Source organism: Streptomyces sp. NPDC087844 (assembly GCF_044742785.1).
Lineage (GTDB): Bacteria > Actinomycetota > Actinomycetes > Streptomycetales > Streptomycetaceae > Streptomyces.
Genome location: NZ_JBIUVD010000013.1, coordinates 177,644 through 202,579, shown reverse-complemented (window position 1 = coordinate 202,579; position 24,936 = coordinate 177,644). Strand labels below are relative to the sequence as shown.

Here is a 24,936-nt window from a genome sequence, read left to right as displayed (position 1 = left end):
GCGCCGGGGCCCTGTAGTCCCGAGGAACCATGAACGGTTCGCGTAGGCCCCTGCTCCCAGTGCCCGAACCGGGGAACGGGTCAGGGGCCTACGCCTTCTTCATACGGGGAGCTGCGCGGCGCGCCGCCTCCGTTTCGCCACGCGCACGCCGTTCGCTCACCCCGAACGACGTATCCCGCACCCACCCACTATTCGCCCACGCACGATCGAACGGACTCATGACTCCTCCTGAAACGCTCCTGGACGTCCTGCTGGACGCGGCCCGCCAGGCCCCCGGACAAGTCGTCGTCCACGTCCGCGGTGACGGGAGCGAGGTGACCGTCACCTTTCGGCAGCTCCTTGAGGAGTCCCTGCGGGTCGCGGGCGGCCTCCGCGCCGCCGGGATCGCGCCGGGCACCTGCGTGCCGCTGCTCGCGGACCGCAGTGAGGATTTCCAGCCGATGTTCTGGGGTGCGCTGGCGGCCGGCCTGGTGCCGGTTCCGCTCGCGCCCGACGCGCGGCGGGCCGAACCGGTGTGGGAGCACCTCGGCCGCCCACCCGTCGTGGTGGACGCGGCCTGCGCGGAGGTGGCCGATCATCTGCCGGGCCGCGTGCGGGTGTTGCGGCTGGAGACGCTGCGGGAGTGCCCCACACCAGCTTCGCCCGCCGAGCCGGCCCCCGAGGATCTGGCCTTCCTGCAGTTCTCGTCCGGCAGCACCGGCGCGCCCAAGGGCGTGGAGCTGACCCACGCCGCCGTGGTGGCCAACCTGCGGCAGATGATCGCCGTCTCGGCCCTCTCCGAGCAGGATGTCATGGTCAGCTGGATGCCCTACTTCCACGACATGGGCCTCATCGGCACCCACCTGACACCGCTGGCCGCGCGCATGAAGCAGGTGAAGATCGGCCCGCTGTCGTTCGCGAAGAACCCGAGCCTGTGGCTGGACGTGGCCGCCCGGCACCGGGGCACGGTCCTGTCGGCCGCCAACTTCGCGCTCGCGCTGGCTGTTCGCCGCATCCCCGACGACGTACTCACCGGGCTCGACCTGAGTGCGGTGCGGCTGATCCTGGTGGGGGCCGAACCGATCTCCGCGACGGTGTGGCGGGACTTCGCCGCCAAGACGCGTCCCGCCCGACTGGACCCGCGGGCGGCGACACCCGTGTACGGGCTGGCCGAGGCGACGTTGGGCGTCACCTGCCCGCCCATCGGTGAGGTAGCGGTCCCCGTCGCCCTGGAGCGGGCGGCGCTCAGCCGGGGTGTGGCCGTGGAACACAAGGCGGCGGGCGGTGACGTCGTGGAAGTGATGGACGTGGGCCTGCCGGTGCCAGGTTCTTCGGTCCGGATCACCGACGACACCGGCCGGCCGCTGGGTGACCGGCGGGTGGGACACATCGAGGTGCGCGGCCCGCAGATCGCCCGCGGCTACCACCGGCTCCCGGAGACGACAGCACTGTCCTTCGCCAAGGACGGGTGGCTACGGACCGGGGACCTGGGGTTCCTGCGGGACGGCCGACTGTGCGTCACCGGCCGCCACAAGGACGTCCTCTTCCTCAACGGCCGCACGTTCCACGCCCCGGACATGGAGGAGGTCGTGAGCGCGAGTCCTGGGCTGCCGCCGGGCAGCCCGGTGGTGGTCGGTTCCACGGACCCCGTGACCGGCGGCGAACGGGTGGTCGTGCTCGTTCCCTGGGCCCGGCCGCCACGCGCTGCGGCCGAGGTCCTGGACGGGGTCGCGCGACGGGTGCGTTCCGCGCTGGGGCACGACGACGTACGGGTGCTCACTCTGCCGCCGTCGGCCTTCCCGCGCACCACGAGCGGCAAGTTGCAACGGCAGCGGATGCGGGCCCGCTTCGAGGAGGGGGTGTACCGGCCCGCCGCGTCGTCCGGGATGCCCTCCTCTCCCGTACGACGTGTTCCGCCGACCAGCTCTGAGGAACCCTCGGAGGAGTCGGTGACGCCGACAAGGCCGGGTCGTCGACGGTCCGCGGTGCCGCGTTCGCGCAGCGACGTACGGCAGGTCGTGCGGGGTATCTGGACCCGTGTGTTGGTGCTGCCCGAGGGTTCCTTCGGTGACCGGGACCGGTTCTCGGAGCTGGGCGGCACCTCGCTGAAGGCGATGGAAGCACTCGCCGAGCTGGAAGATGCCTTGGAAGTCACGCTGGGTCCCGCCGTGATGCGTAACGACACCGTCGCCGCACTCACCGATCACTTGTTGGCCTCGATGGACCTGGCCTCGATGGAGCAAGCCCCCGCTCCGCACAAGTCCGTTCGGCACAAGTCCACTTCGGGCAGCCACGCGGCCCCGGCCTCGGCAGACGACGTGTCGTCCTCGACGGCGGTCGTCGCGATGGCCTGCCGCTTCCCCGGCGCGAGCACACCGGAGGAGTTCTGGGAGCTGCTGACGGCCGGCCGTGACGTCGTCACCGAGGTGCCACCGGACCGTTGGGGCACCGCACTGCCCGAGTCAGCGACGGACGGACCACTGCCGACCGACTCCACCGGCCGCTGGGGCGCCTTCCTGGACGACCCGGCCACCTTCGACGCCGGCCATTTCGGCATCGGCGACGAAGAGGCCCGCACACTGGACCCGCAGGCCCGGATCTTCCTCGAACTCGCCCACGAGGCCCTGGAACGCGCCGGATACGCCGGACCCCGCCGACGCGGCCTACGGGTCGGTGTCTTCACAGCCGTCGGGGACAGCGGCTACCGCCAGATCCTCGCCGACGCCTCCCCCACGCTGCCCCCGTCCGCGACGACGCTGACGGGCAACCTTCCGAACCTGATCGCCGCCCGGGTCTCGCACTGCCTCGACCTGGACGGCCCGGCACTCGCCGTGGACACCGCCTGCTCATCGGGCCTGGTCGCGCTCCATCTGGCCCGGCGCAGCCTCGCGGACGGCGAGTGCGACATCGCCGTCGTCGGCGGGGTCAACCTGCACCTGACCCCGGACGGGTACCAGGCCCTGGAAGCCGCACAGGCCCTGTCGCCCACCGGACGCAGCCGCGCCTTCAGCACGGCGGCCGACGGGTTCGTACCGGGTGAGGGCGGGGCGGCACTCGTCCTGCGGCGCCTGGCGGACGCCCGCCGGGACGGCGACGACGTCCTCGCCGTCGTGCGGGGCACCGCCGTCAACAACGACGGCACGTCGCTGAGCCTGATGGCACCCAACCCGCTGCGACAGCGCGAGGTGATCACTCGCGCGTACGAGGTCGGCGGCATCGACCCCGCGTCGGTGACGTATGTCGAGGCGCACGGCACGGGCACGGCCGTCGGCGACCCCATCGAACTACGGTCCCTGGCACACGCCTTCCCGCCACGCGCGGACGGCCGACCACGCCTGCTCTGCTCGGTGAAGACGAACATCGGACACCTGCTGAACGCCGCCGCCCTGCCCTCGCTCGTGAAGGTGGTCCTGGCGCTGCGGCACGGCCGACTGCCCGCCTCCCTGCACCACTCACCGCCCTCGCCCGCCGTCGAACGGTCCGGATTCGCGCTGGTCACCGAGGCGGCCGACTGGCCGTCGGCCGGCCCGTCCGGCCCTCGCAGGGCCGGTGTCAACGCTTTCGGCTTCGGCGGCACCAACGCACACGCCGTGCTGGAACAGGCACCGGCGCCCACGGCACAGGAACCGGGCGACGGCAACGGCCCGCACCTGCTGACCCTGTCCGCGAACAGCGCGGCCGGGCTGGACGCTTGGACGTCCCGTCTCCGCGACCATCTGGACGCACACCCGGAACTGGACGAGGGTGACGTGTGCCGGGCGGCGGCGACCGCCCGCGACGAGGGCCCGCACCGCCTCGCCGTCGTAGCCGACGGCGACCTGCGCGAACGCCTGACCGCCGCCACCACTGCCACCGCTCCCGGTGGCGGCCGGCAGCCGGGGTCGGTCACCGGGACGGTGGCGAACCGGCCTCGGACCGTCTTCGTGTTCCCCGGCCAGGGTTCACTCCGACCGGGCCAGGGCCGTGCCCTGTATACGACGGCGCCGGTCTACCGGGACACACTCGACGAGGCGTCGGCCCACGTCGGCCCGGTGCAGGGACGGGAATTGACGGACTGGTGCGTCAACATCGGGGTGGACGCGGAGGCCCAGGCCGCGACGGAGGTGGCGCAGCCGCTGCTGGTGGCCCACGGGGTCGCGCTGGCCAGGCAGCTGCTCGCCTGGGGCATACGGCCCGACGCACTCGCCGGGCACAGCGTCGGCGAACTCGCCGCCGCCTGCGTCAGCGGGATACTGCCGTTCGCCGACACCCTGACCTTCGCGACGGAACGCGGACGGCTGATGGGAGCCTCCACCCCGCCGGGCGCGATGGCGGCGGTCCGAGGAGCCGCCGAGACGGACGTGACAGCCCTGATCGCGGCGGCCCCCGACGAACTCGCGGTCGCCGCCTACAACGGCCCCGGCAGGCTGGTGCTGTCCGGCAGCCCCGGCGCGGTCGAGCGGGCGATGCGGGAGCTCTCCACGCGTGGGGCGTCCGTACGCGCGCTGGAGGTGTCGCGCGCCTTCCACTCGCCGCTGATGGAGCCGGTCGCCGAGGAACTGGCCGAGGCGGCGGGCAGGTTGGCCGACGGCTCTGCCGGATGGCTGGGGAACATGACAGGCGGCCTTCCCGTGATGAGCACGCTCACCGCCGAGTGGCAGCCGCGCATGGACCCGGACCACCTGCGCGAACACGCGCTGCGGCCGGTGCTGTTCGGACAGGCCGTGTCCCGACTCCTCGACGAGGGCTACGACACGTTCGTGGAACTCGGCCCGCGGGAGACCCTCGCCGGCCTGGTACGGGCGATCGCCGCCGTGCGGGAACCCGCGGACAAGGGTGGCCCCGACAGGGACGTCCTCGTGATCTCCGCACCCCTCGGCCCGGAGCCTTCCGGAGCTCCGAGGGACGAAAACGCGGGCGGGGCGCACGAGTTGATGGGGACGGTGGCACACCTGTGGGCGCGCGGTACGGGACTGGACCGTACGGAACTCAACGCGGGCCGTCGGCGGGTGTCTCTGCCGCCCTATCCCTACCAGCGGCGCCGCTACTGGCCCGGGGCCACAGAGCGCGGGCTGCTGCATCACGTCACCTGGCAGGCCGCGCCCCTGCCGCCTGATGGTCCTGGGCCGGCACCGGAGACGGGGCGGGTGCTGGTGACCGGCCCCGACTCGACGGCGGTGTACGACCTCGCACAACGGCTCTCGGACCAGGGCGTACAGACCACCCTGGCCCCCGACACCCGTCCGCAGACGGTGCTTCTGCTGGCCGGGCCCGCCACGCTCGGTACGGCCACGGAGGTCGAGCGGATCCAAGGTGAGCTGGTCACGGCGTTCCATGAGGCCCTGGCTCTGTTCGACCTGACCGGGGCCGACCGGCTGCTGGTCGTGACCGAGGACGCGCACGCCACCGGGTACGGACGCGAACGTCCTGACCCGATGCAGGCGGTACTGGGTGGTCTGACACTCGCCGTACCGTCGGAGTCTGACGGTGCCTTGGCCAACTGGGTCGACCTCTCCTCCCTCGACGACCCTGGGCAACGGCTTCGGGCCGTACTCGCTGAGACGGCGGCGCCCCAAGCGGCCGGCGCCGTCGCCTGGCGGGGCGGACAGCGGCTGGTACGGACCGTCTCCCCGGAAGCGGTGGACCTGTCCGGCATCCGAAACCAGTCGCCCGGCGCCCGAGACCGGCTATCCGGCGTCCAGGACCGGCTGCCCGCCGACGGCACCTTCCTCATCACGGGCGGCGGCGGGGGCCTCGGTTCCGCCCTCGCCCGGGAACTCGCCGGGCGTGGCCGGCCGGTGCTCTGCCTCACGGGCCGTTCCCCGCAGCCGCCCGCAGGTCTGCTGGCGGAACTCGCCGGTCTCGGCGCCGACGCCCGCTACCACCGGGCCGACCTCACCTCACCGGACGACGTCGAAGCCCTGATCGCACAACTGCCCGCGCCGGACGCGGTCTTCCACGCGGCCGGAGTCGTACGCCCCGGAAGCCTGCGCGGGACAAAGGTGGACGAGACGATGGAGGCGCTGGGCGCGAAGACGCTCGGCACCATGCTCCTGTCCGAGGCGCTCATCCGGCACGGCCACAACCCTCAGGTGTGCGTGGCGTTCTCCTCCGTCTCCTCGGTGCTGCCCGGACTCGCGGGGGCACTTGGCGCCTACGCGGCCGGAAACGCCTTTCTGGACTCGTTCGCCGGCGCCGAACGACAGGCGGGACGGCCATGGCTGTCAGTGAACTTTGGGCCGTTCGCCGAGACGGGTCTCGCCACCGCGTTCAACGCCGAAGCCCTCACTCGTGTCCCCCGTGACGGAGGCCGGCCACTGGCCACCGCACCCGCGCTGACGGCACTTCGGGCCGCGTGCGGCACCGATCTGGCCCAACTGGTCCTCGCCGACCGGACAGCGGTCCAGCCGAAGCGCACCCGTACCCGACCGCCGACGCAAGGACCACTGCCCGCGCCACGGTACGCGTCGGGAGACCAGTGTGCCGAGGCGGATGGAGTGCCCTCCATGTTGGCCACCGCCGCGGTCCTCCGAGAACTGCTGGCGCAGTCCCTGGGTATCACGGCGGCCACCGTCGACGACGACGCGCCCTTCCTCTCGTTGGGTCTGGACTCGCTGGGCGCGGTCGACCTCGTCAAACGACTCGAACGCAAGGTGGGACGGCCCCTGCCCGCCACCCTCTTCTTCGAATACCGGACCATACGTGAGCTGGCCACCCACTTGGACACCGAGTCCGGCGCCGCACCCGCACCCGCACCGAAGGAGGCAGCGGAGGCGGAGGGGGAAACACCCGCGCCCACCGCGAAGCACACCTCCTTCGCCCTGACCCCCGTACAACTGGCCCTCCACACCAGCAGCCGGTTGCATCCCGATGTCCCGGCCCGCGGTCATCTGCGGATGACGGTCCGCGGCCCCCTGGACACCCATGTACTCGGGCAGGCGCTGGCAGGCCTGGCCGACCGGCACGGCATGCTGCGGCTACGGATCGACGACCCGGACAGGGGACCGACAGGCCCCGTGCAACGCCTCGCTCCGGCCACGCCGCTGTCGACCTGGTACGAGGTCCGCGAGTGCGGTGCCGAGCAGGTGGCCGACCTCGAAACGGCTCTCTGCAACCAGCCCTTCGACCTGGCCGCGGAACCGCCCGTACGGGCGGTGCTGCTCCGCCAGGACGCGCGCGTCGCGCACCTGTTGCTGGTGGTCCACCACGCGGCGGCGGACGGCTACAGCCTGAACCTCCTGGCCGAGGAACTGTGGTCCTCGTACACCGTGCTGTGGCGGGGAGAACACCCGCTCCCGGCGCCGGACGCGCCGAGCTTCGCCGCGTACGCCGCCACCGGCACCACCTCTTCTGCCGCCGCCGCGTCGGAAGGCGACCGTCGCTACTGGGCCGAGCGGCTGGCCGGGCGGGGCGGACCGCTGCGGCTGCCCTACGACGGCGATCCCGACGCGCCTCCGGCGGGCCCGCTCACGCAGCACTACGGCTCGCTCGACGCGACCCTCACCGCAGGCCTGGAACGGCTGGCCGCCGCGCACGACGTGTCGCTGTTCCATCTGCTGCTCGCCGCGTATGTGCGCTGCCTGTCGCGGTGGACGGGGCGACGGGACATCGCGGTCAACGTGGCCCGTGCCCGGCGAGAGGAACGCTTCGCCGGGGTGGACCGGCTCGTCGGCCCGCTCGCCGACACGCTCCCCCTGCTGTGCGACACGGCCCCCGACGAACCGGTCGTCGCGCTGGCCCAACGGCTGCGCCGCAGCTGGCTGGAGAGCGAACAGCACTCCGGGCTGAGCAGCCTGGACCTGGCCGCTCTCCTGCCCGGCGGCGGCCCCCGCACGGCGAGCCCGGCGGGCTTCAGTTTCGCCCGCTTCCCGTCCCGTACGGCGGACGACTGCCCGGTCGAAGTACGGGCCGAGGCGGCCGGCACCGGCTCCGCCGCGACCCGGCTCAGCCTGCTGTGCTGGGCGGACGGATCGACGCTGCGCATGTCGTGGAACTTCCCGCTGCCGCTGTTCGAACCGAGCACGGTGGCGCGACTGGACAGCCAGTACCGCGAGGAACTGGCCGCTCTCTGCTCGCCGTTCCTGGAGTGCACACTCCTTGAGGAAGCCGCGCCCACCGCCGCTCTCTCGGCCCCCGCGTCCCCTCGCCAAGCCGACGCGGCGCACGGTGTGGTCGGCCGACTACTCCGTCAGTTCCGGGCCACGCCCGACGCGACCGCCGTGGAAGCCGACGGAACGACTCTCACCTACGCGGCACTCGACCGCGCCTCCCGTCTGCTGGCGGCACGGTTGCGCGCCGCGGGTGTACGCGCGGGCGGGCTGGTCGGGCTGCTCACCGAGCCCGGCCAGGACACCGTGATCGGCGTGGTCGGCATCCTGCGTGCCGGCGCCGGCTGGGTCCCGCTGGACCCGACGTACCCGCCCGCCCGGCTGACGGATCAACTGAAGCGGGCGAACGTCTCCACCGTGGTGTGCCACGCGCCGACCTTGGAGGCCGCGGGGTCGCTCGACGGAGTGCGGGCGGTACGCGGCGACGGTCCGCCGAACGGGCGGACGGCCGGACAGGCGCTCGTACCCGTACCCACGCCCGACGCCGACGCGATCGCGTACGTCATCTTCACCTCGGGCTCCACCGGCCGCCCCAAGGCGGTTCCCATCACGTACCGGGCGATGGAGAACTACCTCGACTGGGCCATCGGGACCTTCGGCTACGGCCACGACGACCGCCTGGCGCAGACCGCGTCCCCGTGCTTCGACGCCTCCGTACGCCAACTGCTCGCACCCCTGCTGGTCGGCGGCACCGTCGTGACCGTACCGCGGGAGCTGCTGCGGGATCCCGAACTGCTGCTGGCGTACGCGGAACGGGCCCGGATCACCGTCTGGAGTTCCGTACCCACGCTGTGGGAGCAGCTGCTGTCGGCCGCCGAGGAGCGGGTACGCCAGGGCGCGGGGCGGCCGGACCTGTCGGCGCTGCGATGGGTGCACGTGGGCGGTGAGACCCTGCCCGCCGCGCACGTACGCCGCTGGTTCGACCTGTTCGGCGACGGACAGCGCGTCGCCAACCTGTACGGCCCCACCGAGACGACCATCAACGCCACCTGCCACATCATCACGACACGTCCGACCGACGAGGTGCAGACCCTGCCGATCGGACGGCCGGTGACCGGAACCGACCTGGCGGTCATCGGTGCGGACGGTGCCCTCAACCGCACCGAGGGGACGGGTGAACTGCTGATCGCGGGGGTCGGTCTGACACCCGGCTACCTGGGCGAACCCGAGCTGACCGCGCAGGCGTTCGCGGTGCGGGGCGGACGCCGCTGGTACCACAGCGGCGACCGGGTCCGGCTCCGCGCTGACGGCGTTCTGGAGTTCCTCGGACGGATCGACGACCAGGTGAAGATCCGCGGCAACCGGGTGGAGACGGGAGAGGTCGAGGCAGCCCTCCAGACACATCCCGACATCGCACAGGCTTCAGTCATCGCACGCGAGGGGCGGCTCCTGGCGTTCGTGACGGCCCGGTCCGGTGCCGGGCGACCTGAATCGCGCGCGATACGCCGTCACTTGGCCGGCCTCCTGCCGCCGTACATGATCCCGGCGCGGATCACCATACTGGACCGGCTGCCGCTCAGCGGTACCGGCAAGGTGGACCGCCGTGCGCTCGCCGGGCTTCCCGCCGAGCCGGCAGTGACCACCAGTGGGACCAGGCCCCCGAGCACGCCGGGCACACCGACCGAGCAACAACTGGCCCTCATTTGGACCGAGTTGCTTGACCTCGACTCCGTCTCCCCGGACGACGACTTCTTCGACCTGGGCGGCGACTCGCTGCTCGTCCTCCAGGTGTTCGCAAGGCTCGGCGAGACCAGGGCACCACTGCCCCGCCCCACCGTGATCTACGACAACCGCACCCTCGCGAAGCTCGCCGCCGCGGTGGACGCGATCGCCACGGAACGACACCCCGCACCCACGGCAACCGGAAGCATGGATCATGCGGCGCCCTTCCCCGTCACACCGGCCCAGCGCGGTTTCCTCCTCGCCGAAGCACTCTCGCCGGGAGGCGGCGGTTCCTGGCCCGCGCGGCTGCGGCTGTCCGGGGCACTGGAACCGGAGATGTTCCAGGCGGCGGTGGACCTGCTGGTGGAGCGCCACGGCATGCTGCGTACCGTCTTCCCCACCGGCACCCGGCCGCCCGTCCAGCAGGAACTCCCGCCCGCCCTGCGACTTCCGGTCACCTTCGAGACACTCACCGATCCGGCCCAAGTGGACGAACGAGCGGCGGCCGAGGCGGAACGGCGCTTCGAACCATGGGCCTGGCCACTGCTACGGCTCCGGGTCCTCACCCTCGAAGAGCGCGAGCACGTCCTCCTCGTCCACGCACACCACCTCATCGGCGACGGATACAGCGCCGCACTCCTCGTACAGGAACTGACAACCGTCTACGACCGTCTGACGGCCGGTCGCGCCGTCGACCTGCCCGCGCCCCGCGCCTCTTTCCGCGACCACGCCCTGCTGTCCGCGGAGGCAGATCCCGACACCGCGCCCGGCACAGCGCTCGACACGGCAGAGCGCCGGGCCCGGGTCGACGCCCCCTACCGGCAGCCCGTACTGCGCGCTACCGGCGGGAAGACTGACGCGGGGTTCGTGTCGGCCGGGTTCGTACTCGACGCGAGCCGGACGGCAGCGCTGCGGGCGCTCGCGGCGAAGGCCGGGGCCACCCTGTACGCCCCGCTGCTGACCGCCTACCACCAGCAGTTGGCACAGCTCACGGGCCAGGCGGATCTGATCGTCGGCCTGGCGGTGAGCGGCCGTGACCACCCGCTGCCCGACGTGCACCGGATCTTCGGCCCGTTCGCCACCGCCGTACCCGTACGGCCGACGCCTGTGCAGAACGATGGACCCGCGGAGGAGAGCTTCGGTGTCGCCCTGCGGCGGATCGTGACCGAGGTCGAGGAGGCGCGCAGGCACGAGGACGTCGTACCGCGCAACGGCGACGGGCTTCCACTCACATCGCAGTTCTTCTTCACCTACCTCGACTTCTCCGTCCTGGGCACTCCGCACGGGCAGTACGGGCAGTCACTGACCGCGTCCTGGGACGACGGCGACAGCACGTTCGCACCGCCGTCGTCGGCGACGGACGTGTTCCTCGCCGTACGGCCGGAGGCCACCGGGCTGCGAGTGACGGTACGAGGATCCGCCGCCGCCTTCTCCCCGTCCGCGCTGGAAGACTTCGCGCGGGCGCTCCGGGAACGGCTCGCACGCGCCGTGCATCCGGGCGACGTGAACGCACGCGCCGTGCGCTCCCGCGGCGCGAACCGCCCGACGGGCCCCCGGGAAACAATGGACGCCGCACTGGTCGGCTACCTGCCCGCCCCCGCCCACCTGGCACGACTGGCGGGCCTGCCGGAGGGCGCCCTCCCACGGGACGACCTGCGCCGGATGCTGTTCCCCGACGGAGCGCCCCGCCTGCTGGAGACCGTCCGGACACCCCTCGGCAGGTCAGGTTTCGTCTGCGTACCCCTCTTCTCCGACGAACTCGCCCGCGACCCCGAACTCGTCGCACACACCACCCGCGCGGTGTCGCTCGCCTCCTCGCTCGGAGCCCGGTGCGTGTCGCTGGCGGGGATGATCCCCTCGCTGACCGGTTACGGCTTCGACGTGCTGCGGTCCACGCCCAGCGAGGGAGCGGTGACCGTGACGACCGGACACGCGGCCACCGTCGTCTCCGTCGTCCGCACGGTACACGCGGCGCTGGACGCCACGGGGCAGGATCTGGCGGCCCTCGACGTCGCGTTCGTCGGACTGGGGTCGATCGGCGCCTCCTCCCTGGAGCTGCTGCTCTCCCGGGCGGCCCGGCCCCCACGGCGACTGCTCCTGTGCGACGTGCCCGGCAGCGGACCACGGCTGCGGCAGCTGGCACAACGGCTGAAGGAGCACGGCCGGGCCGGTGAGGTGAAGGTGCTGGAATCCCGGTCCGCACTGCCCGACGCGGTGTACGCGGCCGACTTGCTGGTGACCGCGGTGAGCAGCTCCGTCGCCCTCCTGGACGTGGACCGGCTGACGCCCGGCACCATCGTGATCGACGACTCCTTCCCCCACTGCTTCGACACCGGCCTGGCGCTCGCCCGGATGCGGGAACACCGGGACGTACTCGTCCTGGGCGGCGGGCTCCTGCACCTCGGCGACCTGAGCCGGGAGACCGCCGAGGGGCTGCCGTCAGCGGCGGCAGCCGGGTACCTGGCCCAGCCGTGGCTGGAGGGAACCCTCGCCTCCTGCCGGGTGGAATCCCTCCTGCACGCGGCGGACCCCCAGCTGCCACCTGTGCACGGCCTGGTGGACGAGAAGACCGCCCACGCCTACTGGGAGGCCGTGGAACGCGCGGGAGTGACAGCGGGCCCGCTGCACCTGCTGGGCCACACCGTCGCACCGGACCCTCTGGCAGGTGCACGCACAACTACCTGACGCAACAGATGACGGTGCGGGGCTGACGATTACGCCCCGCACCGCCCCGCTCACACCTCGTCCCAGTCACATCCACACCGCGGGCTCGGTCCCCCCCTGCGGGTGACAGCCAAATGAACAGCGTCTGGTCTGGTCGACGGTCACCCGGCCGCGGATCATCGACAGGGTAAGGGCCACGCCCGTGAAGGGGGCGGCCGAGCATGTTCGCAGAGGATCTTTCGTGACTGTCACAGGTAAGCGCATCATCGTGACGGGCGGCTCGCGGGGTATTTCCGCAGCCGCCATAGCAGCCTTTACCGAAGCCGGGGCCCAGGTGGCCGTGCTCGGAATCAGCGAGGAGCCCGGCCGCCGACTCGCGGAAAAGGTCTCGGCGGAGGGGCCCGGTACCGCGACCTACTACCGGGCGGACGTCTCCGATGTCGCCGGCACACGGCAGACACTCGATCTGGCCGTCCGGGCGCTGGGCGGCCTGGACGCCCTCGTGAACGTGGCGGGCGTCGAAATGCACGCCCCGGCCGAGTCACTGAGCGAGGAGGACTGGGACCACGTCTTCGCGGTCAACACGAAGGGCACGTTCTTCACCACCCAGGCGGCGCTCCCTCACCTCAAGGAGCACGGCGGCTGCGTCATCAACTTCGCCTCCGACGTGGCCCTTGTCCCCTACCCCAACGGCGCCCACTACTCCGCGGCCAAGGGAGCCGTACATTCCCTCACCCGAACCCTGGCGGCGGAGTGGGGCGGACACGGCATCCGCGTCAACGCGGTGAACCCCATGATGTGGACCGACGGCTACGAGAACTACCGTGCCCGCATGAGCCCCGACGAACTGGCCGCGCACGACGCGCAGCAGGTCCACGTCATCCCCCTCGGAGGCAAGCTCGGAGACCCCTCCGGCGACCTGGCTCCCGTGCTGAAGTTCCTCGTCTCCGACGACGCACGCTTCATCACGGGACAGATCATTTCCGTGAACGGCGGAGCCGTACAGGTGCGTTGAGTACCAAAACCGGACCGGCCCAGCCGATGTGTCCCGGCCCACGGCAGGGACCGCTTCCGTCTCAGGCAGGACAGAGGCGCCCGGCAAGCCAGGCGAGCTGGGCTGCTTCGTGCGTCGGACCGCCCCCTTCGTGGTCGTTGAACGGGTAGATCTCGATGTGCTTGTCCTGGCCCCCGTAGCAGTTGAACGCGGCGAAGACCGACGACGGCGGGCAGGTGTGGTCCTGGAGCGCGACGGAGAAGAAGGCCTGCGCGCGGGCTCGGGCGGCGAAGTGCACTCCGTCGAAGTAGGACAGCGTCCGCAGCACCTGCTCGGTACGACTGTGATGAACCGTCAGGTAGGTCGCGACCTCACGGTAGGGAATCCGGTCGACCAAGTGGATCGCCCTGGGGAAGTCGCAGAGAAAGGGCACGTCGGGCGCGACGGCCGTCACATCGTCCACGAGGCCACCGACAGCCAGGGCGAGACCACCGCCCTGGCTGACTCCGACCACCGCCGTGCGCGTGGGATCGGCCAACGGGTGTGACCTCGCGGCCTCCACCGCCCGCACCGCGTCCACGATCACCCGCCGGTAGTAGTAGGTGCCGGGGCTCTCGATCCCACGTGTCAGGAAGCCGGGATGTGCGGGGCCGCTGCCCACGGGGTCCGCGGTACCGCCCGCCGACCAGCCGCTGCCCTGGCCGCGGGTGTCCATCACCAGGTGCGCACACCCCAGTGAGGCGTAACGCAGATGGCTGTGCGGCAGACCCCGGCCACCCCCGTACCCGACGAACTCCACGACCAGGGGTAGGGGTTCCCGTCTTCCGGCCGGCAGGACGAACCAGGCCTTGACCGGTTGGCCGTCGTATCCCGCGAACGTCACGTCGAAGACGTCGACCGTGGTCAGCGGCGTCCTCTCGGGTTCGAAGCGGGCGTCGAGCGGGTGGGCTCGCGCCGAGGTCAGGGTCCGGCTCCAAAACGCGTCGAAGTCGTCCGGGACAGACGCCTGCGGCCGGTAGACGCGCAGTCGGTCCAAGGGCATGTCGAACTGGGCCACGGGGTGCGGTCTTTCTGCGTGAAGGTCATGTCGGGTGGTACGAGGACTCCGGTGGATCGCGGGCTTCAGGCAGCCACCAACCGCAGCCCGTGGTCCAGCAGTTCCTCCAGACGTTCGAGGTCTTCAGGTGCCAGGTCGAGGAGCGGCGCGCGCACGGAGCCCGTTTTCAGGCCGCGTATCCGAGCGCCCGCCTTGACCAGGGAGACGGCGTAACCGGGTCGGGTGTCGCGCAGCTCCACCAGTGGTGCGTAGAACTCGTCCAGCAGAAGGTGTTCGGTCTCCGTGTGCCCGGACGTGAAGGCACGGTGGAAGGCGACGGCGATCTCCGGCGCGAAGGAGAAGACGGCCGAGGAATAGAGCGACACGCCGATCCCCCGGTAGGCGTGCATCGTCATCTCCGCCGTGGGCAGCCCGTTGAAGAACAGGAAGTCCTCCTGTTCGGAGCGCACGGTACGGACGGTCCGGTGCATCAGCTCCAGGTTCCCGAATCCGTCCTTGATCCCGATCACACCGGGAATCCGGGAGAGGAGCAGCGCCGTTCGCGGGGTGAAGGCGGCGTTCGCCCGCTGGTACACGATGACGGGAAGGCCCGCCGCCGCGACCGCTTCCTCGACATAGCGGACCAGTCCGTGCTGAGTGCTGTCGACGAGGTAGGGCGGAAGCAGGAGCACACCGTCCGCCCCCGACTCCCTGATGTGACGCGTCTGTTCCCGCACTTGGGGCAGGGGTCCGCCGGCTGCTGCCACGACCGGGACGGTGGCGCCGACAGCCGTGACGGCGACGCGCGCGCAGGTTCCGATCTCCTCGGGTGAGAGGGCGTGGAACTCGCCCGTGCCGCAGGCCGCGAAAATGGCCCCGGCACCGGCACTCGCTCCCAGGCAGACGTGCGCGGCCAGTGCCTCCTCCTCGACGGTCCCATCGGAGGCGAAGGGGGTGAGGGTGAGGGGGAAGAAGAGGACTCCGGAGAGGTTCATGTGAGGGTGTTCATCCCTTGGTCGCTCCCGCTGAGATTCCGCGGATCATGGAGCTCTGCAGGCAGAAGTAGACGGTCAGGCTCGGAACGAGCGCGATGAGGGCGCCCGCGAGCAGTGCGCCCGGACCCACGACCGGGTCGGTGCGCATCACGGACAGCGCGACGGTCAGGGTGTAGTCGCCGGGGTCGTTGGCGACGATCAGCGGCAGTAGGTACTGGTCCCAGATCATCAGGAAGCCGAAGATCCCGATGACACCGAGTGCGGGTCGGCACAGGGGCAGGACGATCTGCCACAGCATGCGGAACTCTCCCACCCCGTCGAGGCGGGCGGCTTCCTCGATCTCCGCGGGGATCTCCCGCATGAACTCGGTCATGACCAGGATCGAGAAGCCCCAGATGCCGACCGGAAGGACCACTCCGAGCATGGTGCCCTTGAGGCTGACGTGCAGTACCGGCAGGTCGCCGATCACCAGCGACAGCGGAACGGCGATGACCTCCTCGGGAAGCATCATCGTGAGGAGGAACAGCGACATCACCAGTGCCTGGCCCCGGAAGCGGCGGCGGGCCAGCGCGTAGGCGGCCAGCACCGACACGGTCATCTGCAGCAGGAGTCCACCTCCCGCGATGACCAGGGAGTTGGTGAAGTAGCCCCAGATGTTGCGGCTGTTGGCGACCTGGAAGTTCTGCAGCGTGGTGTCGCCGGGGAACAGCGACAACGATGTCGAGCGGGCGTCCGCGTCGAAGGCGCCGCTGAGGATGATGACGAACGGCGCGGCGAAGACGAACAGGATCAGGGCGCACAGGACGACCCGCAGGACGAGGGCCGGGCCGAACCGGGGCGTCCAGCCCAGGGCCGTCTCGAAGCGGCCACTGTCCTTACGGGACCGGGAGAACCGGGACGTGGGCCTGATGGCCTCGGTGGTCGGCGCGGTCATCGGTCCGCCTTTCGCCGCAGAAGGGAGACGCCGAGCGTCAACAGCAGGGTCACGGCGAGCAGCACGACGGACGCGGCCGAGGCGACGCCCAGGTCGTTGCGTTCGAAGCCGAGCGAGAAGACCCTCGTCATCCACACCTCGGTGGATCCGGCCGGTCCGCCCCCGGTGAGCACGTACACCTCGGTGAAGGTCCGCAGGCTGCGGATGGCCGCGAGTGTCAGGACGATGGTCATGGCCGGCCGCAGCGCGGGCAGGGTGATGTGCCGCAGCCGTTGCAGGGTGGAGGCCCCGTCCATCGCGGCCGCCTCGTAGAGCGAGCGGTCGACCCCGGCGAGGCCGGCCAACAGGATGACCATGTTGTACGGGGCGCCCATCCAGGTGCCGACCGCCATCACGGACCACAGGGCGCTGTCGGGACTGTCCAGGAAGGGCAGGGGGCCGATGCCGACGTATCCGAGGACGGTGTTGACGAACCCGTCGGCGGTCGGTGAGTACAGCAGCCGCCAGATCTCGCCGACCACCGCGGTGGCCGTGACCACGGGCAGGAAGGTGGCGGAGCGCAGGAACCACAGGGTGCGGCTCTGGCCCTCCAGGACCAGGGCGAGGGCGAATCCGACGACGATGGCGCCGAGTGTCTGGCCGGCGCCCAGCACCAGGGTGTGCCCGATCGCCTCCCGGAAGCGCTCGTCCTCCAGCACCTTCTGGTAGTTGTCGAACCCGACCCACTGGTCTCCGAGGAACGGCTGTACGTCGTACAGGCTCATCCTGATGCCCTTGAACATCGGGATGAACTTGAAGTACACGGCCAGCAGGAGAGCGGGGGCGACGAAGAGCCAGGGCAGTGCGCCTCGCCGCCAGGTTCGCGGGTGGATCCGCCGCCGTTTTTCGGGCTCGGCCGCCCTTGTGTGCGGCCGGTCGATCACTGGTGCGCTCACGTCAGGTCCTGTGCTTCGAGCTCGCTGCTGATGTCCTTGTCCAGGTCCTTGAGACCGGAGGCGATGTTGTCGCTGTCACAGCTGGCGACGATCTTGTTGAGTCCTTCGGCCGCGGTCTGCTTCACGGCGGTGAAGTCGATGTCGAGGGGGAAGGCGCGGGAGTCGTCGTCGTACTGCGTCTGCACGGTCTGCCAGCGGTCGTCGCCGCGGACCTCGGCCGCGTTGAGCGTCGTGTTCACGGGGATGCGCACCACGGGCTGGGTGGCGCTCTCCATCGCGGTCTTCTGTGCCTCGGGCGTGATCAGGAACTCGGCCAGCTCCTTCTGGGCGTCGGTCTTCTTGGAGCCGGCCCCGAGGTAGATGTTCTCGCCCTCGGCCAGCGTGGTGGTGCCGGCGGGCCCCTTCGGGGTGGGGATGATCTCGTACTTGTCCTTGCCCAGTTGCTGGTCGAAGCCGGAGATCATGTACGGGCCGGTGAGGTAGATGCCGGCGGTGCCCTCGCCGAAGTGCGGGGCGTTGGAGGTGGTCGAGGTGAGCGCGCCGGGCTGGACGTTGCCCTTGGTGCAGAACTGCGTCTTGATCCACTTCACCGCACGGGCGGTACCGGCGGAGTCGATGACGCTCTCGTACTTGCCGTCGCCCGTCTTCTTGATGAAGTCGCCGCCGCCCTGCCAGATGTAGGAGGCGGCCCACCAGGCGAGGTAGCCGCGCTCGGTGGAACCGGGGACGACCATGCCGTACGTGTCGTCCTTGCCGTTGCCGTCGGGGTCCTTCGTGGCGAAGGCGGTGGCGGTCTTCGTCAGTTCGTCCCAGGTCGTGGGTGCCTGGAGGCCGAGCTTCTTCAGCCAGTCCTTGCGGATGTAGGTGTTGAAGGCCTGCCGGGAGAAGGGCACTCCGTAGGTCTTGCCGTCGATGCCGCGGGCGTAGTTCCAGTTGACGTCGGAGATGCTCTTGGCCCCGGCGACCGACTCGCGGTCGATGGGCGTGAGCAGGCCCTGCGACTGGTAAGTGCCCAGCGACGAGGAGTCGTTGATGAAGACATCGGGCAGGTCCTTGGACGAGGCGCGCGCCTGGAGCTGCTTGTCGAACTCCAGCACGGGCTGATAGTCGACCTTGATGCCCGTCTTCTTGGTGAAGGCGGCGAAGACCTTCTTGTACGTGGCGGCCGGCTCGGGCGCGCTGCGGGTCCACACCTCAAGAGGGGCGTCGGCGCTGGACGAGCCGACGTCGCCGCCCCCGCACGCGGTGAGCGTGGCGAGCAGGCCCGACAAGGTCAGCAGAGCGAGAGGGGCACGAGAAGAAGCGGTTCGCATGGCGACTCCGTCCATGTACATGAATCGTTTCACGTTTGTGAACGATGAGCGCACTTTAGGTACGCCCCGTCGGCACGGTCAACAAGCGCGCGCCAGTTGTTTGATTATGTTGACAACGTTGTCTGCATATGAGGATGGAGCGCTCCCACCAGCAGCTTTCGAGAAATTGACGTCTCGCTCGGGTTGCCCGAAAGGGAAAGTCCCAGATCGGGACGCGTAAACACTCTGACATATTCGTGAAGTCCGTTCACATACACGATTTCATCCGCTAGCGTGGCGCGCCATCACCCGCCGGATGCCGCACGCCTCCCTCATGACGGCACGCACGTTCCCCGGCTTCCCCCATGCCTCATCGAGGCCTGACCTGGAGGGATCGGACTCACCTGTGTTGAAACGATTCGAAAAGAGAAGGCGCCCCGCCCCCCGCGGTCGAGGGCAGCTCTTCACGCTCGCCCTCACCACCCTGCTCATGGCTCTGACGTCCGTCGTCGCCCTGCCCGCCGTCTCACAGGCCGCCCCCGCTGACGTGCAGGTCTATCCTGTTCCGTCGATCTACCAGGCCTCGGCCGACTACACGCTCACCACCAATGGGCTCAACGTGCCGGTGACGCGGTATACCGGCTACGACATCGCCCAGTTCGCGATCGGCACCGGACAGGCCGACCTCGCCCTCACGAAAATCAACAACACCGACATCGGCTCGTACTCCATCAGTCCGGTCAAGCTCGGCCTCACCGGCATCGTCAGCGGGTCCACCCTCAGGTTCACCGTCCACCAGGACGAGTACCTCATCGTCAAGCTCGACGGCCGACCCAAGCTGGTCATAGCCATCGACCCGGCCGAGACGGACCGGCCTGCCTCTTCGGGCAACGGCGTGTTCAACGTGCGCAGCGCTCCCTATGCGGCACAGCCCGGTTCGGACTACTCGACGACAGCTTTTCAAACAGCTCTCAACGACGCCGCGGCCTGGGGATCGGCCCATGGCACCCAGGGCACCGTCTACGTGCCGCCGGGCGTATACACATTGGGCAACCTCTATCTGCGGAGCGATCTCTCCTTGTATCTGGAGCCGGGAGCGGTACTGCGCTACACGGGCGAACGTGAGCACTATGACGTGCACTGGCACAAGGACTCGCAGCAGCGCGACGTCACCTGGTTCCTCTCCACGCGTTACTCGTCCAAGAACATCTCGATCCAGGGACGCGGTGTCATCGACGGCAACGGCCAGGCAGCCCTCGCACCCGACAACCTCGGTGTGAACCTGCTGACACCGATCTACACCACGAACTTCCGGGTCGACGGCATCACCTTCCGCGAGTCGAGCAGCTGGGCGATCATGCCGACCCGGTCAACCGACATGCGCTTCACGAACATCAAGATGTTCAACCGCTTCGACATGGGCGAGAACGACGGCATCGACGTCATGGAGTCCAGCAACGTTCGTGTCACCCATGCCATCGGCATCGGACTGGACGACCCCTTCAGCACCAAGACGTGGAACAGCGACGTCGACCTCTTCCGCCGTGTGCCGGGAGCGCCACGGCCCTTGTCGGACGTCGTGTTCGACGACCTCGTCTCCTGGACGTATTGCTATGGCGTCAAGGTCGGCCAAGGTGTCATCCAGGCCCAGGACGGCGTCGTGTTCAAGAACGTCGTGGTCCACGACGCGGCGGTGGGCATCGGCATCCACCACAAGTACGGCTCCGCGGCGACGAGCAACGTGCGGTTCGAGAACATCGACATCGAGAACCTGAGCTACAGCAACGACAACAACCGCACTTGGCTGGCCCTTTGGACCGGCAACACCCTGGGAGTGGGACCGATCCGCGATGTGACCCTGTCGAACATCCGTATTCGCAACGCCGGTACCACACCCGCCCGCATCAACGGCCAGCCCGGTGCCCCCGTCGGCAACGTCGCTCTGCGCAACGTGGTGATGCCCGGCAGCAGCGCCTCAGCAACGACCCTGGCCCAAGTGAACCTCACCAACCTGTCCGACTACGACACGCTCACGATCCAGCCCTGAGCCCCTGATGCCCTGAGCCGTGTCGGTCCGGATCCGCTTCAGCGCCCCGGGCCGGCACCTCTCTCCGCCAAGCGTTCCACTACAGGACGTTGGCCTGCGTGACCGTGCGGAAGGGCAGGCCCAGCAGGTCCGCGCAGGCCCTCAGGTCCTTGGCCCGGTGTCCGGTGCACAGGGTCCAGTGGTGGCCGATGCCGGTGGCCGCCCAGGCATCCGTCCACTCCCCCGGGTCGAACCCGAAGTCCACCCGTGACGTCGTGTTGCCGATCTCCAGCAGCGGGCCGGGCACGACGACTCCCTCCGAGGCCACGAACACGAAGGTGCCGTCGGCCTCCTGGCCCAGTCCGAACGCCGTCACGGGCCCGTGCTTCACATCGAACTCCACACTGACGCCCCAGCCCCGCTTGCCGTGGTACACGCCGAGCCCTCGCAGAAGCGGCTCCCGCGAACTGATGGCCAGATGAGCGGGCCCGTCGTGGCCCATCTCCACGACGCGGTCGTCGAAGTTCAGGGCCTGCAGTTCCGTGAACGAGCCGCCCGCGCCCAGGGTGTCGGCGACGAGCATGGCCAGGCTGGTGCGAAGCTCGTACTCCCCGGCCATGGGTACGCCGCGTGCGGTCAGCAGCGACGCCCCGAGGATCATGCCGGCGCCGAGTCTCTCGTGGACCTCACCCTCCAGGCCTCGGTGGTAGTAGGCCACGCTGTCCAGGGCGAAGTCGTCGACGAGCCGGTCCAGTCCGACCGAGACTCGCGCCGCCCACAGCAGGTCGTCATCTTCGACCGAGGCGTCCAGCGTGAAGACGTCGCGTGCCAGGGCCGCGCGGTCGGCGGCTTCCTTGTCCTCGACCGCGGCGGTCCTGACGCGGAGGTCGTCGAATTCGAGTACCTCCATGTGTCCGCCCAGCTGGGCGGAGACCAGGGTCATGTCCGTGGAGACGTCGAGCATGCCCGGATAGAGATGCCCCATCAGGCCGTGCCGCCCGTGGCGCAGCACCTTGCGGACGGAGGCCGCCGAGATCCAACGCCCGATGCGGGCCCAGGCGTTGTCGTCGTGGAGGTGTCCCGATACGGAACGGAACGGGATGTTGCTGCGGCGGAAGACATTGGCGATCTCCGGCAGCGGGCACTGTCCGCAGTAGGCGAGCCACTTGCCGGTATTAGTGTTGGCGTGGTCCATGGCCTTGGTGGGCTGCAGGTCGATCACCAGGACCGGTGCCTGGGTGCGCTGGGCTATCGGCAGGACCATGGACGCGGTCAGATAGGTGGTCAGGAAGGTGACCACCAGATCGCAGTCCGACACGCGCAGTTTCTCCGCGGCTCGGGCCGCGTCCTGGGGGTCGGAGATGAATCCCGCGTCGACGACGTCACAGCCCATGTTCCTGAATCGCTCGCTGACGAAGTCGGCGGACTCGCGCAGTTGGTCGAGGAGCCCGGGGAACTGAGGCCAGTAGGCCCCGAGCCCGCCGGAGACGAGCCCCACCCGGGTACGCGGACGGCTGAAACGGCCCGGTGTGCTGCTGGGGGAATGGGTGGCTGCGGTGTCGCTCATGCTGCGTCCCTTCAGAGACGGGCGAGTCAAGGATCGGCGAGGCCCTTCGCCGACCGGCGGGCCGGGGAGGAGACAAGGCGGGAGGCGGGGCGGGGTCAGCTGCCGGTCGGCGTGCTGCGTGGTCGGGCCGAGGCCGCCCGCGGTGGCGAGGCGGCGTCGGCGCCCCGCACGTCCCGGAGGGTGTCGTCGAGCGGCACCCGGGGCACGTAGTGGCCGAAGGTGTCGTTGGCGAAGAAGGAGACGCCGTCGATGTGGGCCGCCTGCTGGAGCAGAATCTCGCGCTGGTACTGGTAGGTGCGCCGGTCGTCGAGATGAGTGCGGTACCAGTACCAGGGGTCGACGAAGTCGAGGCCGAAGAGGGTGCGCGGGCCCGAGTTCGCCGCGAGGGCCGACTTGCTCAGCAGGTTCGGCACGATCTCGGTGCGTTCAACCAGCACGGCGAAGGTGGACACGAGGACGGCGTCGAGGGTGGCGTAGCAGGCGTCCGTCATTCCCCAGGCGCTCTTCTCGACGTCGGTCCGCCAGTAGGTGTCCATCCAGTAGACCTGCCGACGGCCCATCTTCTCCCGCATCTGCCGGAAGAAGCGCTCGATGCCCGCGGTACGTTCGGGGGTGAGCGCCGGTGCGTTGTCCGGGTGCCAGAAACCGACCAGACCGAACTGGTTCCCCAGCATCACCCCGTCGAGCTCGAAGTCCTCGACGAAGGCGGCTGTCTGGGCGGCCACGAAGTCGCCGGCCGGCATGCCCTCCGGCACACCCTGCGGAAAGGCGCGGTACGGGCGCTCGTCGGCGGCCAGCGGAAGAGTGACGTCGACGACGCCGGGCACCAGGTGACCGCCCGCGTCGGCGGCCGCGGAGGAGACCTCGGGGTGCCGGACCGTCTTCCATTCGCTGCGGCAGAACTCGGGTCCGGGTTCCAGGTATTCGAGCAGGGTCAGTGTGACGCCGTGCCGCTCCGCTCCCTCACGCAGTGCCCGGTAGATGCCCGCGAGACGGTGATAGTCCAGGGGTTGTTCGGACAGGGTGAACATGGGTCCGGCGGAATAGGGGTTGGCCGAACGCTCTCCTCCCTCACGAACACGCGCCAGCCAGTCCGCGTTGTGCCGGCGGGTGAGGGCCGCCGGGCCCGTGGGGTGCGTCTCGGCGGCATAGCAGTTGTAGCGCGCCCAGTCGAAGGTCTCGTGGCGCCGACCCGTGTAGTTCAGGATGTGGTCGCCGTTTCCCGCGCAGAAGACCACGGTGACGTCGCGGTCCTCGCACCAGGCGGCGTGGTGGGCGAAGAACTCCTCGACGCCGGGCCGGGGGTCGTCGAGGTCGTCGAAGACCTTGGGTGTCAGCCACAGGCATGCTTCGAGACGGGTACGGGGAGCGGGCACGGAGTGTTTCCTTTCGGCCGGGCGGGGTCGGCCCGTTCAGGGGGCCACGGTGTGGCACCTCACCAGCGGGGCAGCGTGGCGTCGTAGTCCGGCACCACGCGACGCATGTAGCCGGTGTCGTCGCGGCGTTCGCGGCCGGCGTCCAGATAGGCCTGGTGCAGCCGGGCGAGCACGTCCTCGTCGAGTTCGACCCCGAGGCCCGGACCGGCCGGTACGGGGACCTCTCCGTCGACGAAACGCAGGGCACCGGGGCGGACCACGTCGTCCTCGGCGTTCCACGGATAGTGCGTGTCGCAGGCGTACGCGAGTTGGGGTACGGAGGCGGCCAGGTGCACCATGGCCGCCAGGCTGATGCCGAGATGGGAGTTGGAGTGCATCGACAGGCCGATTCCGAAGGCCTCGCACAGCATGGCCAGGTCTCGGCTGCGCCGGAGACCACCCCACAAGTGGTGGTCGAGCAGCAGGACTTGGACGGCGTCCTGACGCACCGCCGGACGCAGGTGGGCCAGGTTCGATACGACCATGTTGGTGGCGAGCGGGATGGAGGTGGACCGCGCGACCTGCGCCATGCCGTCGATACCGGGTGCCGGATCCTCCAGGTACTCCAGGACTCCGGCCAGCTCTCGCGCCACGTTCTGCGAGGTGGCGACCGTCCAGGCCGCGTTCGGGTCGATACGCAGGGGCAGCCCGGGAAAGGCGCGGGCCAGCGCGTGGATCGCGGCGACCTCGTCCGCCGGCGGGAAGACTCCGCCCTTGAGTTTCAGCGAGCCGAACCCGAACCCGTCGATCATGCGTCGTGCCTGGGCGACGATGCCGTCCGGGTCGAGGGCGGGGCCCCAGACATCCGGCCGGGCCGGGCTGCCGTCCAGGGCCGGGTGTTCGGCCCACTTGTAGAAGAGGTACCCGCTGAAAGGCACGGCTGCCCGTACCGCGCCCCCTAGGAGGTCACTCACCGGCCGACCGACGAGTTTTCCCTGCGCGTCCAGTGCCGCGACCTCCAATGGGGCCCAGGCGGAGTCCCGCTCCTCCACACGTACGTCGGCACCGCCCAGAGCCTGGTGGACCACTCGGCGCGCCGCAGTGGTGGCGAAGACGTCCATGCCCTGGATCGCTCGGGCCGCCGTCAGGAGCCGGTCGGTCTCGGCGGCGCCTCCCGGGCATTCACCCAGACCCACGATGCCGTTCTCAAGGACCAGCTGGACGACGCAGCGCAGCACCAGGGGTTCATGGACACCGGTGCTGTTCAGCAGAGGAGGGTCCCGGAAGGCAATGGGAGTGATGACGACATCAACGACCTTCATGGGCTCTCCGGCTCGACTCGCTCCACGAGTGACAACGTTGTCTGCCACTCGACTGTTCACGTACATGATTGTTGTTCATGTGGAAGAG

At 70.0% G+C, this 24,936-nt stretch carries 11 protein-coding genes; 3 read left to right on the top strand and 8 right to left on the bottom strand.

Going from position 1 to position 24,936, the window contains the following annotated elements; all coding sequences use genetic code 11:
• The first annotated feature begins 218 nt into the window (after positions 1-218).
• The gene (locus ACIOKD_RS25025; protein ID WP_402087990.1) at positions 219-12,413 is read left to right on the top strand and encodes an amino acid adenylation domain-containing protein; all 12,195 of its coding nucleotides are present in this window, start codon (positions 219-221) and stop codon (positions 12,411-12,413) included.
• A gap of 220 nt (positions 12,414-12,633) precedes the next feature.
• Positions 12,634-13,407 (top strand): SDR family NAD(P)-dependent oxidoreductase, encoded by a 774-nt coding sequence (locus tag ACIOKD_RS25020; RefSeq protein WP_402087987.1) that lies wholly within the window; start codon positions 12,634-12,636, stop codon positions 13,405-13,407.
• 61 nt (positions 13,408-13,468) lie between these two features.
• Here the strand turns inward: ACIOKD_RS25020 and ACIOKD_RS25015 are convergent, their stop codons facing one another.
• The 5 genes from ACIOKD_RS25015 to ACIOKD_RS24995 all read right to left on the bottom strand — a co-directional run bounded on the left by ACIOKD_RS25015 (position 13,469) and on the right by ACIOKD_RS24995 (position 18,632).
• Entirely contained in the window at positions 13,469-14,443 is a 975-nt protein-coding gene (locus ACIOKD_RS25015; RefSeq protein WP_402087985.1) for an acetylxylan esterase, read from the bottom strand.
• Positions 14,444-14,508: 65 nt separating this feature from the next.
• A complete protein-coding gene (locus ACIOKD_RS25010) occupies positions 14,509-15,417 on the bottom strand; it encodes a 5-dehydro-4-deoxyglucarate dehydratase (RefSeq protein ID WP_402087982.1) in 909 nt (302 codons plus the stop codon).
• Positions 15,418-15,427: 10 nt separating this feature from the next.
• On the bottom strand, positions 15,428-16,351 hold the full coding sequence (locus ACIOKD_RS25005) for a carbohydrate ABC transporter permease (RefSeq protein WP_402087980.1): 924 nt from the start codon (positions 16,349-16,351) through the stop codon (positions 15,428-15,430).
• On the bottom strand, positions 16,348-17,286 hold the full coding sequence (locus ACIOKD_RS25000; protein WP_402087977.1) for a carbohydrate ABC transporter permease: 939 nt from the start codon (positions 17,284-17,286) through the stop codon (positions 16,348-16,350). Before ACIOKD_RS25000 ends, ACIOKD_RS25005 begins: the two co-directional genes overlap by 4 nt.
• Positions 17,283-18,632 carry an extracellular solute-binding protein gene (locus tag ACIOKD_RS24995; protein WP_402087974.1) on the bottom strand — a complete coding sequence of 450 codons (1,350 nt, stop codon included), beginning with the start codon at positions 18,630-18,632 and terminating at the stop codon, positions 17,283-17,285. The genes ACIOKD_RS25000 and ACIOKD_RS24995 overlap by 4 nt, the downstream gene beginning before the upstream one ends.
• Before the next feature lie 436 nt (positions 18,633-19,068).
• Here ACIOKD_RS24995 and ACIOKD_RS24990 point away from each other — a divergent pair, with 436 nt between their 5' ends.
• Positions 19,069-20,625 (top strand): glycosyl hydrolase family 28 protein, encoded by a 1,557-nt coding sequence (locus tag ACIOKD_RS24990; RefSeq protein ID WP_402087972.1) that lies wholly within the window; start codon positions 19,069-19,071, stop codon positions 20,623-20,625.
• 79 nt (positions 20,626-20,704) lie between these two features.
• Here ACIOKD_RS24990 and ACIOKD_RS24985 read toward each other — a convergent pair whose 3' ends face one another.
• The 3 genes from ACIOKD_RS24985 to ACIOKD_RS24975 form a co-directional block, all read right to left on the bottom strand.
• Positions 20,705-22,171, bottom strand: coding sequence for an arabinose isomerase (locus tag ACIOKD_RS24985; protein ID WP_402087969.1), 1,467 nt, complete (start codon positions 22,169-22,171; stop codon positions 20,705-20,707).
• A gap of 95 nt (positions 22,172-22,266) precedes the next feature.
• Complete coding sequence (locus ACIOKD_RS24980; protein WP_402087966.1) at positions 22,267-23,547, bottom strand: hypothetical protein; 1,281 nt, start codon at positions 23,545-23,547, stop codon at positions 22,267-22,269.
• Between the two features lie 59 nt (positions 23,548-23,606).
• A complete protein-coding gene (locus tag ACIOKD_RS24975) occupies positions 23,607-24,848 on the bottom strand; it encodes an enolase C-terminal domain-like protein (protein WP_402087963.1) in 1,242 nt (413 codons plus the stop codon).
• Positions 24,849-24,936 lie beyond the last annotated feature (88 nt).

Coding starts and splice junctions, on each gene's coding strand:
- ACIOKD_RS25025 (WP_402087990.1), top strand. CDS start 219: ATGACTCCTCCTGAAACGCTCCTGGACGTCCTGCTGGACGCGGCCCGC.
- ACIOKD_RS25010 (WP_402087982.1), bottom strand. CDS start 15,417: ATGAACCTCTCCGGAGTCCTCTTCTTCCCCCTCACCCTCACCCCCTTC.
- ACIOKD_RS25005 (WP_402087980.1), bottom strand. CDS start 16,351: ATGACCGCGCCGACCACCGAGGCCATCAGGCCCACGTCCCGGTTCTCC.
- ACIOKD_RS24990 (WP_402087972.1), top strand. CDS start 19,069: ATGGCTCTGACGTCCGTCGTCGCCCTGCCCGCCGTCTCACAGGCCGCC.
- ACIOKD_RS24985 (WP_402087969.1), bottom strand. CDS start 22,171: ATGAGCGACACCGCAGCCACCCATTCCCCCAGCAGCACACCGGGCCGT.
- ACIOKD_RS24975 (WP_402087963.1), bottom strand. CDS start 24,848: ATGAAGGTCGTTGATGTCGTCATCACTCCCATTGCCTTCCGGGACCCT.